This window comes from Enterobacter sp. 01-M-02-SI-ECC, from assembly GCF_047530595.1.
Classification (GTDB): Bacteria; Pseudomonadota; Gammaproteobacteria; order Enterobacterales; family Enterobacteriaceae; genus Enterobacter; species Enterobacter cloacae_M.
This window is the reverse complement of record NZ_JBLKCZ010000041.1, coordinates 1-15839: the sequence shown is the minus strand read 5'-3', so window position 1 is coordinate 15839 and position 15839 is coordinate 1. Positions and strand designations below refer to the sequence as shown.

At 52.9% G+C, this 15839-nt stretch carries 13 protein-coding genes and 1 pseudogene; all 14 read right to left on the bottom strand.

The features are described 5' to 3' along the window. Positions 1–228 (bottom strand): annotated as a pseudogene (locus tag ACMWLG_RS24345) (RHS repeat protein); the annotation flags it as partial. A gap of 123 nt (positions 229–351) precedes the next feature. Next, a complete protein-coding gene (locus tag ACMWLG_RS24340) occupies positions 352–549 on the bottom strand; it encodes a bacteriocin immunity protein (RefSeq protein ID WP_045405487.1) in 198 nt (65 codons plus the stop codon). 8 nt (positions 550–557) lie between these two features. Next, positions 558–4943 carry an RHS repeat-associated core domain-containing protein gene (locus ACMWLG_RS24335; protein ID WP_414763048.1) on the bottom strand — a complete coding sequence of 1462 codons (4386 nt, stop codon included), beginning with the start codon at positions 4941–4943 and terminating at the stop codon, positions 558–560. Between the two features lie 3 nt (positions 4944–4946). Then, entirely contained in the window at positions 4947–5387 is a 441-nt protein-coding gene (locus tag ACMWLG_RS24330) for a DcrB-related protein (RefSeq protein WP_023330599.1), read from the bottom strand. 75 nt (positions 5388–5462) lie between these two features. Further along, positions 5463–6539: a hypothetical protein gene (locus ACMWLG_RS24325; protein ID WP_045404261.1), complete on the bottom strand. Its 1077-nt coding sequence runs from the start codon at positions 6537–6539 to the stop codon at positions 5463–5465. A 3-nt stretch (positions 6540–6542) separates the two neighbouring features. Beyond that, a complete protein-coding gene (locus tag ACMWLG_RS24320; protein ID WP_227760447.1) occupies positions 6543–7097 on the bottom strand; it encodes a hypothetical protein in 555 nt (184 codons plus the stop codon). Positions 7098–7173: 76 nt separating this feature from the next. After that, entirely contained in the window at positions 7174–7686 is a 513-nt protein-coding gene (locus ACMWLG_RS24315; RefSeq protein ID WP_045404264.1) for a hypothetical protein, read from the bottom strand. Next, positions 7667–10207, bottom strand: a complete 2541-nt coding sequence (locus tag ACMWLG_RS24310) for a type VI secretion system Vgr family protein (RefSeq protein WP_047063747.1) — start codon at positions 10205–10207, stop codon at positions 7667–7669. The genes ACMWLG_RS24315 and ACMWLG_RS24310 overlap by 20 nt, the downstream gene beginning before the upstream one ends. A 59-nt stretch (positions 10208–10266) precedes the next feature. Beyond that, positions 10267–10704 carry a hypothetical protein gene (locus tag ACMWLG_RS24305; RefSeq protein ID WP_226855174.1) on the bottom strand — a complete coding sequence of 146 codons (438 nt, stop codon included), beginning with the start codon at positions 10702–10704 and terminating at the stop codon, positions 10267–10269. A gap of 364 nt (positions 10705–11068) precedes the next feature. After that, on the bottom strand, positions 11069–12139 hold the full coding sequence (tri1, locus tag ACMWLG_RS24300; RefSeq protein WP_045404267.1) for an ADP-ribosylarginine hydrolase Tri1: 1071 nt from the start codon (positions 12137–12139) through the stop codon (positions 11069–11071). Between the two features lie 199 nt (positions 12140–12338). Further along, positions 12339–12686, bottom strand: coding sequence for an immunity protein Tsi6 family protein (locus tag ACMWLG_RS24295; RefSeq protein WP_045404268.1), 348 nt, complete (start codon positions 12684–12686; stop codon positions 12339–12341). Continuing rightward, complete coding sequence (locus ACMWLG_RS24290; protein WP_045404269.1) at positions 12679–13941, bottom strand: polymorphic toxin type 46 domain-containing protein; 1263 nt, start codon at positions 13939–13941, stop codon at positions 12679–12681. The genes ACMWLG_RS24295 and ACMWLG_RS24290 overlap by 8 nt, the downstream gene beginning before the upstream one ends. 2 nt (positions 13942–13943) lie before the next feature. Beyond that, positions 13944–14738, bottom strand: a complete 795-nt coding sequence (locus ACMWLG_RS24285) for a DcrB-related protein (protein WP_045404270.1) — start codon at positions 14736–14738, stop codon at positions 13944–13946. A gap of 11 nt (positions 14739–14749) precedes the next feature. Further along, positions 14750–15839, bottom strand: a 1090-nt coding sequence (locus tag ACMWLG_RS24280) for a type VI secretion system Vgr family protein (RefSeq protein WP_414763047.1), incomplete at its 5' end; no start/stop codon positions are given.

Below are 15839 nucleotides of genomic sequence, written 5' to 3'. Positions count from 1 at the left end.
ACCGGCAGCGTCCCAGCGCCACTGCTCCTGACCGGGCAGCGTGCCGTCCTGAACGAGCAGGCGCCCGGCGCTGTCGTACTGCCAGCGGTACCAGCTGAACGGGTTATCGTCCCGCTCTTCCCTCACCAGGTTATTGCGGTAATTGTAATCCCAGCGGCGGGACCAGCGACGCGGCGACGGGCGCTGGGTATTGCCGGTAAAGACGTCCCGTCGATAGAGATTACATAGTTAAAGATGGCGACGTGATGAACGTCTTATTTAACGTTTGATTTGTTTTGAATGAAAAAAAATCCACGCTTTGGCATGGATTTTTTTCAATATGGGGGACTCATTGCGCCCCCCGAATACTACTTATAGTTGAATTGGTTTGTAATTTATAATTTTATCCGCAATTTCTTCTGCGCTAAGTTCTTCATAATAAATATAATTAGCTGCCTGAGGATCTGCGACACTTCTACAAAGGAGGTCGATGTCATTATCAGCTTCTTCTTCCGTCCCTTCGCTGCGTTGGATTTTCCTTATTAGCTCGATAAGCTCTTGTCTTTGCATATTACCCCTCAAAAATGATAAGCACGATCTAGAATGTCAAGGTGATATCTTGGTGTAACGATTACTAGATTATCAACATCATAGACACCGCCTCCATGTTGGATAGGGGTTCTATGGTGTAGGACATAAGATCTATTTTTCCCGTTCCACTGTGTATCATGTGCTATTGGAGCTTTTCCGCCCCGCATTCTGGTAACGTTTGATGTACTAAATTGCTTCGATAGATGCGGGTCGAGAGACACCTCTTTCCAGAAATTCTCTCTAAAATCATCAAAGGATTTAAATTCCCGACCTCGTAATTTATCAGCAACAGATGATGGGAATAAACCTGCATTACCATGCGATCCCTTCAACCACTTGCCTTTTATTTTACTACCTTTTCCTGATGCAACTCCTGCCTCGCATCTATTAAGACCCCACGGATCCACCCACCCCAGCGCATTCGGCGCATACTGGTAAAGGTTTATCCCCCCCGCCAGCCCTATCGGGTCCTGCTGCGTAAACCTTCCGCAGTCCGGGTCATAATACCGGAAGAGATTGTAGTGCAGCCCTGTCTCACGATCCAGGTATTGACCCTGCATGCGCAGGTTCTGAGAATATCCTGATACCTGCGTCTCGCTTTCACGCAGCAGCTTGCCCCAGGCACTGTTCACCCCCTCCCAGCGCACCTGCCCTTCACTATCCGTCATCCGCTCCGGCGTGCCGTTGGGCTGGCAGTGGAACCAGAAAATCTCCGGCGCTTCCACACCGTCAATACGCGCCAGCGGGTCGTAGCTGTCCTGGTCGCTGTAGACGTAGGTCAGCGGCACATCCCCGTGCACCTCCTGCAGCAGGCGGAACCCTTCCCAGACAAACCGGGTGGTGACCGGCTTGCCGGTTGGCTGTCCGCCCAGCATCTGGCGTCGCGTTTTACTGATGCGTCGCCCGAGCGGATCGTAGCGGAAGCTGACCTGCGTCTGCGGCTTGTTGCGATCCCGCGGCTGGCTGATGACTTCCGTCAGGCGATGTTCGCCGTCGTAGCGGTAGTGCCAGCGCGTCTGGCCGTTATCCTTCTCCACGGTGCGGCCGTGGATATCATACCGCCAGCGAATGCCGTTCAGCTGCGTCAGGCGGTTGTGCGTGACCTTCTCAGCAGATCCTTCGAGCGGGTTACCGGCAGCGTCCCAGCGCCACTGCTCCTGGCCGGGCAGCGTGCCGTCCTGAACGAGCAGGCGCCCGGCGCTGTCGTACTGCCAGCGGTACCAGCTGAACGGGTTATCGTCCCGCTCTTCCCTCACCAGGTTATTGTGGTAGTCGTAATCCCAGCGGCGGGACCAGCGGCGCGGCGACGGGCGCTGGGCATTGCCGGTAAAGACATCACGGCGATGCAGTCGGCCAAGACGATCGTATTCGCTGCGGGTGGTCAGCAGCCCCTGGGTGCGGCTGGTCTCCCGGTGGAGTTCGTCGCGGGTAAAATCGGAGACCGACAGCTTATCCAGAGCAATGCTGAGCAGATGCCCGCTGCCGTAGTAAAACTGCTTCAGCTCACGGCCATCGGGCAGCGTAATAGAGGTCCGGTTGCCCAGCGCGTCATACTCCCACGCCAGCTCGCCGAGCTCGCCCGCTTCGCGCGTCACGCGACCGAGCGCGTCATACTCAAAGGCGAGCTCCTGCTCTGCCTCGGTGGTCCACGCGTCGGCTGCAAGCGCAGGATGCAGCCCAATCCGGCTTAATAGCCCGGACGGCGTGTAGTGGTAGCGAGTCTGCCCCTCCGGCGTGGTGCGGGCGACCAGCTGGCCGCTCGCGCTCCAGGCGAAGGCGTGGGTGATGGCCTCCGGATGACCGGCGGCAAACGTGCGTGCTATCGTGCGTCCGCAGGCGTCATAGCGATACTGCGAGGCTACGCCATCCAGCCCCACCTCTTCCAGCAGCAGCGAGTCCGCGCCCCAGCGGAACTGATACGCTTCGCCGTTTTCGTTTTCCAGGGCAATCAGACGCCCGCGGCTGTCCCAGCGACGACGTACCTCTTCACCCTGGGTATTACGCGTCGCGGTTAAGCGCCCCGACTCATCGTATATGAACTCGCTCTCTTTACCGTCGGCGCCCGCATGCTTCACCGGCAGGCCACGTTCGTTCCATTTGAGCGATTCCGTCCAGCCTTCAGGACGATCGAGCTGTACCGGACGCCCTGCGGCGTCGTAGCGATATCGCGTCTCTTCCCCGTCGGCGCCGGTCTCGGCCACCAGCCAGCCCAGCGGATGGTAGCGGTAGCGGGTAATACGACCGGCACAGTCCGTCGAACGAACGATCTGCCCGGCCTCGTTGTACTCCTGGTAGCGGCTGTTTCCGGCGGCATCGACCTCTTCAACGACCTGGCCGAACGCGTTCCGGCGCAGCTGCGTGGTCTGCCCCAGCGGATCCACCACGCGCTTCAGCCCGTGATGTTCGTCGTACCAGAACCGGGTGGCGCTGCCGTCGGCTTCGATTATGGCCGCAGGAAGCGCGCGGTGCTCCAGCCAGGTGGTAGTGCGGGTATTGCCGTCGGCGTCGATCTCCTGAACCCGGTTGCCCATGTCGTCGTAGACGAAGGTAACGGCATTGCCGAGCGGATCGATGCGACGCGTCAGAAGCTCGTTCTCGTCCCACTCGTAGCGCCAGTTTTCACCGCGCTCGTCAACGTAGCGGACAATCAGGTTTTGCGCGTTCCAGTAGTGGCGGCGCGTCTGGCCGTCGTAGTGCTCAACGGTCGTCAGACCGGCGGCTAAATCGTAGCTAAAGCGGCACCCGTCGCCGGTGCTGGTGCGGTTTTCCACCACGCGCCAGTGGTCGAATTTTTTCCAGCGGTATTCGCTCTCCAGACCGCCCGGCATCCGGTGCCAGACCATCAGCCCGTGCTCGTTATAGCGGTATTCACGCGTCACCACGCCGGAGGCGTCCGTCGCGCTCGCCAGCTGGCCGCGCGCGTCGTAGCCCCACTGCATCAGCGGCCATGTATGGCTGCCGTCGAAATGGCTGGCAGCGGTAACGCGCTGCGGGAAACGTTCATCGTCATAGCGCAGGGTGACGTCTATCGCCCGCGGCTCGTCGTGAAGGCCGACCAGCCTGCCGTGCTCGTCCCACTCCGTCAGCAGCGCGTTGCCGTATTCGTCGCTGAGCGAGGCCAAACGCAGGATGGATGGATTCGCCCGGGTCGGTTTATACAGACGCCATACCGCACCGTCATCGTCGGCAATCGCCACGTCGCCGTTCTCATTGCGGCGGATGATAATGCCTTCGCTGATGCTGTAAAATGCGTGGTCGACAGGGGGCAGCTCGAAGCTCAGTTCGCGCCCGGTTTCGTCGAACCAGGTCGCGTTGTCTTCTTCCAGCGCCAGATAGCTGTCAAAGGCGGTTGCCCAGCCCAGACCAAACAACCCTTCCCGGGTGGTCAGGCTGTTGTAGCTGCGCTGCCAGCGAAGCGGAAAGCGCCCCGGCAGCGAGAAATCGAGCTCGTCGTCGTCATTCAGCACCTTCACGCCGGTGGCGGCGTGAACCGGGTGCGAGGAGCCAAACACCGCATTCACTGCCATATCGGCCAGCATCCCGCCGCCGGCTGCCGCCAGCGCGCAGGGCATGTTTTTCAGGATCTTGCCCGGACGCCCGCGCAGCAGTGAGAGCGCAATCATCCCCAGCGCCAGACCCGGCGTTTTACCGCTTTTGATATCGCGGACCGTGAGCGTGTCGCCTCCGATGATCACGTTCGGGGAGACGTCGTCGGAAACGGTGCCTTCGCAGGTGGTGCGATCTTTGGCACGCACCGCAGGCTGCCCGTTGATGAAGACGCTTTTAGAGCCTTCCGCCAGATACTGCGGTCCGGAGTGCTTTTCGCACGCCACCTTGTCTTCTTCCAGCGGCGAGGTTCCCGCGGCGGCAGAGGCCACGCTCGGCTGCCACATTTCGCTACAAAACTGACCGGCTGCGGATAGCAGCATGCCCGCGTAATCGGCAAAGCTGCCCGGCGACTGCGGCTCAGGAGACGGCGTATCGGCGGGCGTCAGCGTGCCTGCCGCGCGCGCGGCGGGGATTGCGTTGGTGAGAACGTTACTGGAACCGGTAGTGATTTTACCCGCAGGCGACGGCGGGAAAAGCGCATTGCCTAACCCCTCAGCGGCGTTGCTGATATCGTCGGTAATACCCGCCACGTTCGCCAGCACGCCACCGATAATCCCGCTTAACAGACAGCTGGATCCTATTGCCGCTACGCCCGCTGCGGCCACCCCTGCGCCCAGCAATGGCGCTGCTACGGTTGCAGCTGCGCCTACCGCCGCGCCGATCACCGCATAGGCGGCACCTTCCGCCACAATGCTGGTGATGTCAGCAAAAATGCTGGAGTGAATAATCTCGTCGCCCTTACGGGCCGCGTTGTTATCGCTCATGCCTTACACATTCCGGTTGTCGTTTAGCGTCAGACTCTGCTTAAGCGCGCTCCAGCGCACCTCGTCCTCTTCGGTAAAGGCTCTGAGTGCCGAGAGGGTAAAAATCATCAATACCGGTTTGCCCGGCGTTTGAACGGCCAGCTGTTTTTGCCACAGGCGCTGCCCGTTACGGTCAAAGGTGGTCTCAACTTCCAGCCCGTTAATTTTTCCGTCAGGCCCGGCTTTTACGTTCCGGAATTCGCTCTGGGCAATTTCACCCATCTGCGGACGCAGCACATCCCACTGGCGGTGAAACTCTTGTTCGTAGTCGCTGCCATCGGGAATCACGCCGCGGCTGACCACCACGGACAGCCCGCTTTCGTCATCGCGAATAATATTCATGCTGTTATCCTGCCAGGCAGCAGGAAAAAGGGAAAACGAACCTTCCTGGAGGGTGTATTTCATAAGTGAACTCGGGATGATTAATATTGTGAGAAACAAAAAGGCCAATCCATGCTGGCCCTTTGGCTGGCTGTTTTATTATTTACGCCATTGACCTGACTGTTCGACTAAAACCTGGCTGCCTTTGCTGACAACCAATTTCGCGGGCTCGTACGTCACGGTATAAACGATCTCGCCATTCTTGTACGTTGAGCCGATTATTTTACCTGCGGAGTCGTGCAACGTTTTTCCCTTTAAGGAGATCGTACTGTTATCACTTTTGCGCACGCCGAGATAAACCATCTGGTCACATTCGCTCTCAAAATGGCCGCACCTGTTTATCAGCGAAATAGCGAACTTTTCGGTGTCCAGTTTTCTGGTTTCAGCGTGATGAACCGAAGCGGCTTTACGTAACGTATAACGCAGCGGAGTATAATCATTTCCTTTTTGTGGAGGCGTTACCAGACGCCATTCCATTTCACTCCCCTTTATTGCCAGAACAGCACGTCCGCCTGGGCCGCCAAACGATGAGTTGAATTCAATATTGGCACGATTGCCAGCGATAGTACCGGTAAGATTACGCTCATCATCTTCCGGGCAATCTATGCGGTTTCCTTTCTGGGATATATAGCAATAAGACCCGGTGATACGGTTGCCTGATTCAGCTAACCGCAGGGTTAACGTCGAGTCGCTCCCGGATTCTCCAGCCCACTCCCCGTCAAACGCGAGGCCTGATTGGCTGTTTTTTGCAAACTGCATCGTATTGAATCTGGCGGCCCATTGCTGAATATCGGCATGAATAACCGGGCTATTATCAGATGACCGATATTGTATAACGTCCGACTCCGGAACCACCCAGGCCGCAAAGATTTTGCCGTCAGGATTGATGACCAGCGCTGACGCATTCTCCTGGTAGAGATCCTTTAGCCAGCCTTCAACAAACAATCCGCCGCCTGCCGCGGTATGCGGTTCACCGAAGACATCAAAGTTATCAATAAAGGTCTGGTAATGATTTCCCAGCAGCGTCCTGAGACTGTCTGTCACTTCGCTGTCGTTAACGATGCGGCTAACCGTATCGAGCTTATTGTATTGCGATAATTCAAGCGCCGATGACGTTTCAACGACGCCTGTCAATAAAGCAGTGAACAATACGGCTGCCAGATATTTTTTGGTCATAAATTACTCTGAAGCACCATTATCGTAATTCATTGTTATCTTCACGACCTTACTGTCTGTAACCTCAAAAGAGAGCAATTTCTTACCCAACTCATAAGAAATCAACTGCTCCCCGGAATCATTTTCGACCTGGCCATCGCCGTATGCATTGTTCACTGCTGTAATTGTTGAACCCACATGGACACCACGCGGCGTGGCGAAGCCTTCGGCAGTCACCGTAATTTGAGACACGATATAATCATCAACGCTTCGTTCAGCTTTATCCCACCAGAGATTTGAAGTGAATATTTCTAAACCATCATTTTGATGCTGGTAGAATTTATAGTTCGTTCCTTCAAAAGGAACCTCACCGACAAAATGGCCTTCAAGCGGCACGTCAATTTTACGGGCAATATCAGGAGTCCATCTGTCGCCTAATGCGACAGACTGGCCTTTAACCTTGACGGAAAAATCCTGTTTTGTCAGAACAGGCGGACTAACCCGAGCCAAAACAACATTGCTGCTCAGACAGATAAACATCAGGGCAGAACAAAGAAATGTCGGAGTGTGTTTTTTCACATTAATTGTCATTTAATCAATATTTATTGCGCTTCTCACCACTGGAAACACCGCCAGGACATGGGAGCAGCGTTTCTTATTCGGCGCTTATGACGATTGAACCCAGACAGTCAGGATTTTTCACGGTGAAACTGAAGCTCACCTTTTGTCCATTCATATCTTTTGGTGCTGTATAGCTGGTCACTTCGTTCTCAGAGCGGCCTCGTGGATAATCAGTTAACGTCAGTTGCGGATAATGCTTTTTAACAGTATCGAGAGTGATGCACTGGCCGGACGGTGAAAAATTCAGTAACGGTGCCATACCGTCACTTTCTTTACTTAAGCGTAAATCAATTGCAGTAATGTTCGTTCCATCCGCCAGTTTGATATCGTCGGCATTGTAGAAATTGATATATTCATTCTGTTTCGTTAGCTTGAATGACAACGGAGCGTTATCCAGACTGTTAACGGACAACGTTTTGAGTGATGCGCTCATTTTTGCAATGAACTGCCAAAGATCCTGTTTCTGCATGTTACCTCCTGCCATTCCCGTCGTTAATAAAGCCGCAAGCACCGCACCCGTTTTTAGACTATGGATAATTTTTATCATACCAACCGCCATAATAATCTTCGTAATATTGCCCTGTGGTAGACGTTTGTTCGCCTTTGCCAAAGATACGGCCTATCTGCGTACGCGCTTCACTTTCCTTTATAGCCCCACGTTCGAGAGAATCATAGATACGATTATATTGTGTCTGATTTGCCGGATTGCCCGCAATACCGATATCACCACCCTTGTTGGCTATGATTTCGCGCTGGACCCGGATATTGTTCAATGTTGCAGCGCCTTCATCACTGAGTGTGCTGTTGAGATAGGCGTCGCGCGAAGAAAAATCAATGTTGGGTTCATATAAAGCGTGACCACTTTCATGTGACAGAGACTGAACAACCGCATTCGGATTACCGAGCTCGTTTTTATCAACGGTAATAACTCGCTTTTGACGATTGGCAAACGTCCCCTTGCCTGCCTCACCTTCTTCAAATGTCCAGCCTCGTTTCTTTAACGTAGCTATGTCATTTTTCATCGTTGGTGATTTATCGACAAGACTATCTACATCCTTGCCATATCCGCTTGAAGGAACATTCGATGCTGGAGGCGTTGCGTTTTTAGAGGTTTCGGCAGGTGCGCTGGCAGCCGCACCAGCCTTACTCTCCTTTCCCGGCGCAAATTTCTCCTGCACCGCCGCATCAATATCCCCTTTATGCCCCGAACCCGGTGCCGTTGTGCCCGGCTTGGTTCCCGATGTATTCAGGTGCAGCTTACCGCCCGTGGTGATATAACCATCCCCTTCCACGAAGAAGTTAAACTCTTTGCCGATCAGGTTAATCTTGCCGTTAGCATTCAGCTCAATGGCACTCTCACCGGAGACCAGCCGCAGCTTCGTCCCGGAAGCAATGACGTACTGCTCCACCGCCGCATCCAGCTTGCCTTTCCCCGTCAGGATCTCGGTGCCACCTTTCACGGCCTGAGTCTGATTCGCTTCCACGCGATGCAGTTCATTTTTCTTCACGTAATGGCTGCGCGCCCCGCCGACGCTGTGCGTTTCATCATTTTTAACGCTGGTGTCCATGTTACGCTCGGCCTGGATCCACACCTGCTCTGCACCCGCTTTATCCTCAAAGCGCAGGGCGTTGGCGTTGTCCACGGAACCGTCTTTCGTGCGGCTCATAAAACCCATCTGCGTCGCCGCGGCCGGCAGCGCCCACGGCGGCATGCTCGCGTCGTTGTACACGCGACCGGTAATAATCGGCCGGTCCGGGTCGCCGTTGATAAAGTCCACCACCACCTCATCGCCGACGCGCGGGATCTGCACCCCGCCGTAGCCCTGGCCCGCCCACGCGCTCGACACGCGCACCCAGCAGGAGCTGGTGTCATCGCCCTTCGCCAGGCGGTCCCAGTGGAACTTCACCTTTACGCGGCCGTATTTGTCCGTCCAGATGCTCTCGCCGTTCGGCCCCACCACTTTTGCGGTCTGCGGGCCGTAGGTGCGCGGCCACGCCGTGGTCTGCGCCGGACGGTACACCACCGCCGACGGGATGACCGTGAAATCGGTGCGGTGAATGGTCTCCCCCTCGCCGCTGGCGTAACGGTTCTCTTCAAAGTGATAGCCCGCCGCCGTGACCAGATACTCACCGTTGTCGCTGAAGAACGGCGCGTTGGTTAACGTGAAGGTGTGCCCTGGCGCAATCCCCGCCGCCGTGGCGGTGGCCTGAATCTGCTGATGCTCCACCTGCCAGCGCTCCTGACGAATGCGGGCATAGAACTCCCCGTGCCCTTTGTCCACAAAGCGCCCCGGCCAGTCGTACACGTCGATGCTGCCCGGCTTCGGCGATGCCGGGTTCTGCTGGGCCTGGAACAGCCACGCGTTCGGCTTGCGGAAGTCATAGTCGTCGAGGCTGTAAATCCCCGGCGTCACGCTGTCCTCCAGCGCCCACTGGCTGATGCCCTCTTCATCCGTACTGCCGCCTGACGGCGTCTGGTGGTAAGGAATAACCTCATAGCCGCTGAACGGCTGATGCTGCGTGGCGGCATCGGTCAGCACCAGGGTGTGTTTGTCCGCCTCATGGCGGAAGTGATAGGCAATCCCCTCCAGCTCCATCAGGCGGCTGATGAAGTCCAGGCTCGACTCCTGATACTGCACGCAGTAGTCCCACACCCGGTAGCTGCCGGTGAGTTTATCCTCAACGTTGACCTGATGCTCACCCAGCAGGGTTTTCACAATCTGCGGCACCGTCTGGCCCTGGAAAATACGCAGGTTACGGTCGCGCTTCATCGGCCACAGGTCCGGCTCCACCGTCAGCTGGTACACCGCATAGCGGGTGCCCGTCAGCTCAACGGCGCTGACCGCCACGCGGGTAATTTTGCCGTTAACATAGCGGGACGTCAGCAGGTTCTGCGTCGGGATGGTCACCGTGACCGGCTGGCCCAGCAGCTTGCTGCGGTCGATGCGCGCGTCCGTGCCGAGCACGGTCAGCGTCAGCGCGAACGACTCGGACATCGCCTCGCGGCCCGTCAGTTTCCAGAACAGAAGCCCCTCCACCGGGAGCTGAACGGTAATTCGGTTGAGCATAATCTTTATTCCACTATGGACTAATCTCGGTGTTCATTGAGATATTTTTTAAACCGTGCTTATTTAAGCCATAAACCTGAAAACATAAGGACGCTACCCAGGGAAACGACGCTTTTAGCAACGATAAGTAAGCCAGGCGCAACGACGCGTGTTATAGACGATATTGCTTCATAATTTTCTGCATTGTATTTTTTGTGCCCCCCTATAACCCCGTGAAAAATCGTGCAGAGCAGCACAACGGTAATCTTTAAACCCCATACGCACAGGAAAGACATGGAAAAGATAATCGAATATTGTTTCGCCGTTGCGACGGAGAATAATGACATTGACTGAGCGAGCCATTTCAACGTAAAACCAATAACAACCGTAGCCACTAGCACCAGAACGAACATCAACCCAGCAAGGAACCATTGTTTTTTACTGAATAAGTCTTTTCCATTCCAGATAAGCGCTAGTGTCCAAATCATAAAGAGAATAAAGAAAAGCCATTGAATCATAACGTACCACATTTATACATGTTGTTCTCCAGGCATTGTCGTGTCGTCATCTCACTTCGCATCACATTCCTTTTCCAAACCAAATACCATAAAACAACAACATACAACTTAACGCGGCGATAGATTTTGCTACCAGGCGTAATATTGGCCCGAACCGCTGATTGACTATATCAGTGACGCCATTAATTCAACCCAACTCAATATAATTTCCTTTATCCACAAACCATGGTCAACACATCTTCTCTTCTCGAAGAATCTGTATTGTCCAATTTTTGACACGCCGGGACGCTTTTAACTAACAAACCATTAGGTACAGACAAAGAAAGAGGCACGGTACAATACCCGTGCCATATGACTAATATAATTATAAGAAATTATCCTCTGGAGCTCTATCGAATAGTTCACCTGCCATTGTGGCGATACGTTCGTGTTGCACGAGTTTATCTTTCCACCCCTGCGGGATACCGGAATAACCATATAATGCTCCCGCTATTTGTCCCGCCGTCGCCGCAACGCTGTCAGCATCATCGGCAAGATTGGCAGCCAGCAGAATCGCATCCCGGAAGTTGTCAGTATTCCATACGGACCACATCGCGGCCTCAAGCGTATCGATAACATAACCACTTGAACGAATCTGATCGCGAGTTTTTTGCTTATACTCACCCGCGTTTATGATCATTACACGCGCGCACAGTGGGAAAATATGAGGCGAAAAAGCTTCTTCTTTTTGATAACCGTTAATTAAATAGTGCAATACCAATCCGAGAAATTGGCATGCGTTAATTGATTCTACCGCGCCATGCGTTGCTCTACTCTGAGCCTGGGATTCGAAGTAAATCGCACGCAGCGATTTTCGACGAAAGATAGATACCGGGGCTTGACGAATAACCCCAGCATTACCAGCAGTGTGTTTCTCTGTATTGCCATACCAGGAAGGTCCGACACGCATATACTGTTCAAGCGCGAATCGCGTCGTATTCCCGATATCGAAGCACCGACCATTACTGCTATTATCTCCGTTAAGATACCATTTCAAGAGATATTTTCTCAGCACATCGGTATGCATTCTTTTTTCTGAAAGATAAGTCTCTGCCAGACATAATGCCATGGACGTATCATCTGTCCATTCACCAGGTTTTAATTGAAAAGGCCCGCCACCAATCATATCCTCTACATATTCACTGTCTCTTTTCTTAAACTCAAGAGTGGTGCCGACGGCGTCCCCGGCTGCCAAACCGACCAGCGATCCAAGTGCCTTATCACGTGAAACATCTTCAGTTATGGTTAAAGGTAATGTTGCATCCCATGAGTGAGATGAATTCGACGCATCAAGACTAGTGTTTCTTCTTCCATTACGGATATTAATTGGCATGTAGCTACGATAACGATCGGCATAACGATTGATTACCGAGTCTTCACTGTGAAGATCTTCCATTATGCATTCTTTATAAAAGGATTAAACCAGGGAAACTGCGCATGACAGATTATAATCTATCATTCTCTCTTTTTTTCCGTGAAACAGAAGACTTAATTACATTAAAAAATGGAGATAGCAATCAAGTGTATATGATAGTTACAGCAAAAAAGTGTTAACGATACCGGACAATCACATTTAAAAATAAAAAAACTGCCTATCACTTACGATATCTTTTTTGCCTTTTCAGGTACTCTACGTCTTGCTCATGGGGAAGAATAACCTTCAATCCTTGCCCCATCTGCGAGGCTATATAATTAGCATTGGACAAATGCTGAGCAAGTTCGGCATCGGTAGTATCAAACTCTTTAGACGCAAGCACTCCAAGATTCAATGTGTGTAATTTACTTTTATCTTTTTCAGCACCAGTTAGAATAGATTTAATATAATCCAACTGATTTTTCGCCATAACATATAAAGAAAATGTAGGATTTTGTTCTAATCGATTATTAATTGCATCAATAGCATCATTTATATAATCTAGCGCGGTGTAATTTTCTTTATTCATGAGCCACCTTAAATATATCCTTTTCGCTTGAAAGCATCTGTATTGCCCCACCTTTTGTCTGATAGGGTACATCTTTCACTGACCAAGTATCAAGTGCGGGCAAAGAAGTACTACGTAACATTTCAACTTTTTGTTGTGAAACATACGGTTTTGCTACTTTATCAACAACTTGATCAGTGCCATAAATAGTACCTTTTGGATTGATACCCAACTCTGTTGGCTCAACATCTTCTCGAAGAGCATACCAGTTTCCCTGTCGTCCTCCTGGCACTTGGTTTTGATAGAGTGTTTTATTTCTGTTTATTGTTTCAACACTCACTCTATTTGTATAGTCAATGCCATTATCAAAGTCACGAATCTGTTGCGGAGTGAAGCCCTTAGATTCGAGCCAGTTTCTTGCCAGCTCTTTATTTCCTCTGGCTGTAATATCTCTATTGAGATCCCCCGTGCGTCCAAATTTTTCATTAAGTTCAGCTCTTCGGGCCGAAATATTTGGCTTAACCGGTTCGAGAACAGGCTTACCAGCCCGCCACGCATCAAACCTTGCCCCTCCCTTCATGCCAGCCCCGCCGCCGATAACAGAGCCAATCAGCATCCCCCATTTCTGACCGTCGCTGCCTTCGCCAAACAGCATTCCACCCGCGTAGCTACCCACAGTGCCACCGCCCATCGCACCGAGGGTACTCAGAAGTGCGATTGCCGGACTGGCCAGCACCGCCATGGCTCCGGCACCAACGGCGAGCATCGTCCAGTTAACCCATTCCGGGATTTCAGGACTTATTTCATCGGTCTGAACCTTGCTTCCACCGATAATAACATTACGCGATCCCTGACTAATCTCGGCGCTGCAAGTCAACTTATCGCCTGTGCGAGAGGCGGGAAAGTTATTGATGTAAACTTTTATCGAACCTTCCGCAACCCGTTGCAGGCTACCGCTGTGCTCATCACACTCTCCGGCTGACAGATGAGCGCGGATAGCCTTTCGGCTGTTGATAAAGACATTGGGTGAACCTTCTTTTAGCGTACCGGTGGTATGGCGTGGAGCCCATGACATACTGCCGAGGAGCTCACCCAACCCACCCGCAGCACATGCCCCAGCCGCAACGGCAGAAACAGCAACCAACGCGGTCCCTCCTGTGACGACAACGGCAGCTGCGCCCAGAATTGCCCCACCAACCAATCCTGCGATCATCCAGCCTTTTGAGGCTGTATGAGCAATCTCATCATCTACGCGAGCGGCCAGACATTCGGACATAACTATTCGGCTCGCTGTGCCATCAGATACCCACGTATCCGATCGGGTGTATTAAGTTGGTCAGAACCAGAGACCTGGCGGCATACGGAAAGCTGTGAAAGTAGGTGATGTGATTTGTCTGCGAAAGTCGTCCAGAGCGCGTAACGAAGGGGTTGGCTGTCCGGAACGGGTGCAATACTGAGTGGTTTACCCTGTTTTTCAAAAAGCAAATATTGCCCCTCTTTCGCCCGCTGAAGCGAAAGATGTCCATACAGTTCCTGAATGTTTTCAAAGACACTGAGTACCTTACTCTCACTATCAAGCGCAAAAAATGGCCCCTGGCTGTCGGCAGCGAGCATTTCTCTAGTTTCAGTCTGAGCCGGTTTGTGGAACTTAATACTGCGGATAATTTCCTGATATTGATTATGATAATAATCGCTAAACTCGCCCGGGCAAGTACCGATATAACACACCATCTTTTGGCCGCCAGGATGGTCACCGAGCAAAATAACGGTCTGCCTCTGGAAAATGATCGCATTATCATTTTTGAACTGATAAAAAAGCTCAACCGCAGGGAGACCATCAACAGAGGTCATCAGAGAGGATTCGAGACGAAAGTCGGGCACCGTAATTTCCAGTTCACGTACCAGCCGTGTTGCCGCATCATGGACTTTATCTTCGTTTTTAGCACTCGCACGAGAAACAACAAAAGTAAACTCGCTGGCTCCGTTATCACTCAGGGTAAATAAATTCATGGTTCTGTCTTTAAACACATCAGGTAAGGCGAGGGATGCTTCCTGAAGAATATATTCAGCCATTCGTGTTACTCTTATTTATTGCCATTAATAACAAAAAAACTATCCACTTCCTGCTGGATTTCACCCTGATGGGATGCGCCAGGAGGATCGATAACGTTTCGTCCATCATCAGGATTTAAATGCAATTCACCGGAAAGCGTATTAATTTGTGCATTCTGTTTTGCAGTAAAGTTAAAGTTATTACCAATGATATGGACGCTGCCATCTTTTGATAGCTCGATAGCACTTTCACCACATTCCAGTCTCAGCGTATTGCCTGCGGAAAGGATAAAATTGTTAACGACTTTATCGTTTCGACTGTTTCCCGTCAGGCATACCACATCACCTTTAATCCCTGATTTCTGGTTTTTCGCTACCCGTAAAGTTTCATCTTCTCCAACAAACTGAGTGCGATTTTTTTCAGTAGAATGCGACTCGTCGTTTTTGACGTTAATATCCAGATTCCGCTCGGCCTGGATCCACACCTGCTCTGCGCCCGCTTTATCCTCAAAGCGCAGGGCGTTGGCATTGTCGACGGAACCGTCTTTCGTGCGGCTCATAAAGCCCATCTGCGTCGCCGCGGCCGGCAGCGCCCACGGCGGCATGCTCGCGTCGTTGTACACGCGCCCGGTAATAATCGGACGGTCCGGGTCGCCGTTAATAAAGTCCACCACCACCTCATCGCCGACGCGCGGGATTTGCACCCCGCCGTACCCCTGGCCCGCCCACGCGCTCGACACGCGCACCCAGCAGGAGCTGGTGTCATCGCCCTTCGCCAGCCGGTCCCAGTGGAACTTCACCTTCACGCGACCGTATTTGTCCGTCCAGATACTCTCGCCGTTCGGCCCCACCACCTTCGCGGTCTGCGGGCCGTAGGTGCGCGGCCACGCCGTGGTCTGCGCCGGACGGTACACCACCGCCGACGGGATGACCGTAAAATCGGTGCGGTGAATGGTTTCCCCCTCGCCGCTGGCGTAGCGGTTCTCTTCGAAGTGGTAACCCGCCGCCGTCACCAGATACTCGCCGTTGTCGCTGAAGAACGGCGCGTTGGTTAACGTGAAGGTGTGCCCTGGCGCAATCCCCGCCGCCGTGGCGGTGGCCTGAATCTGCTGATGCTCCACC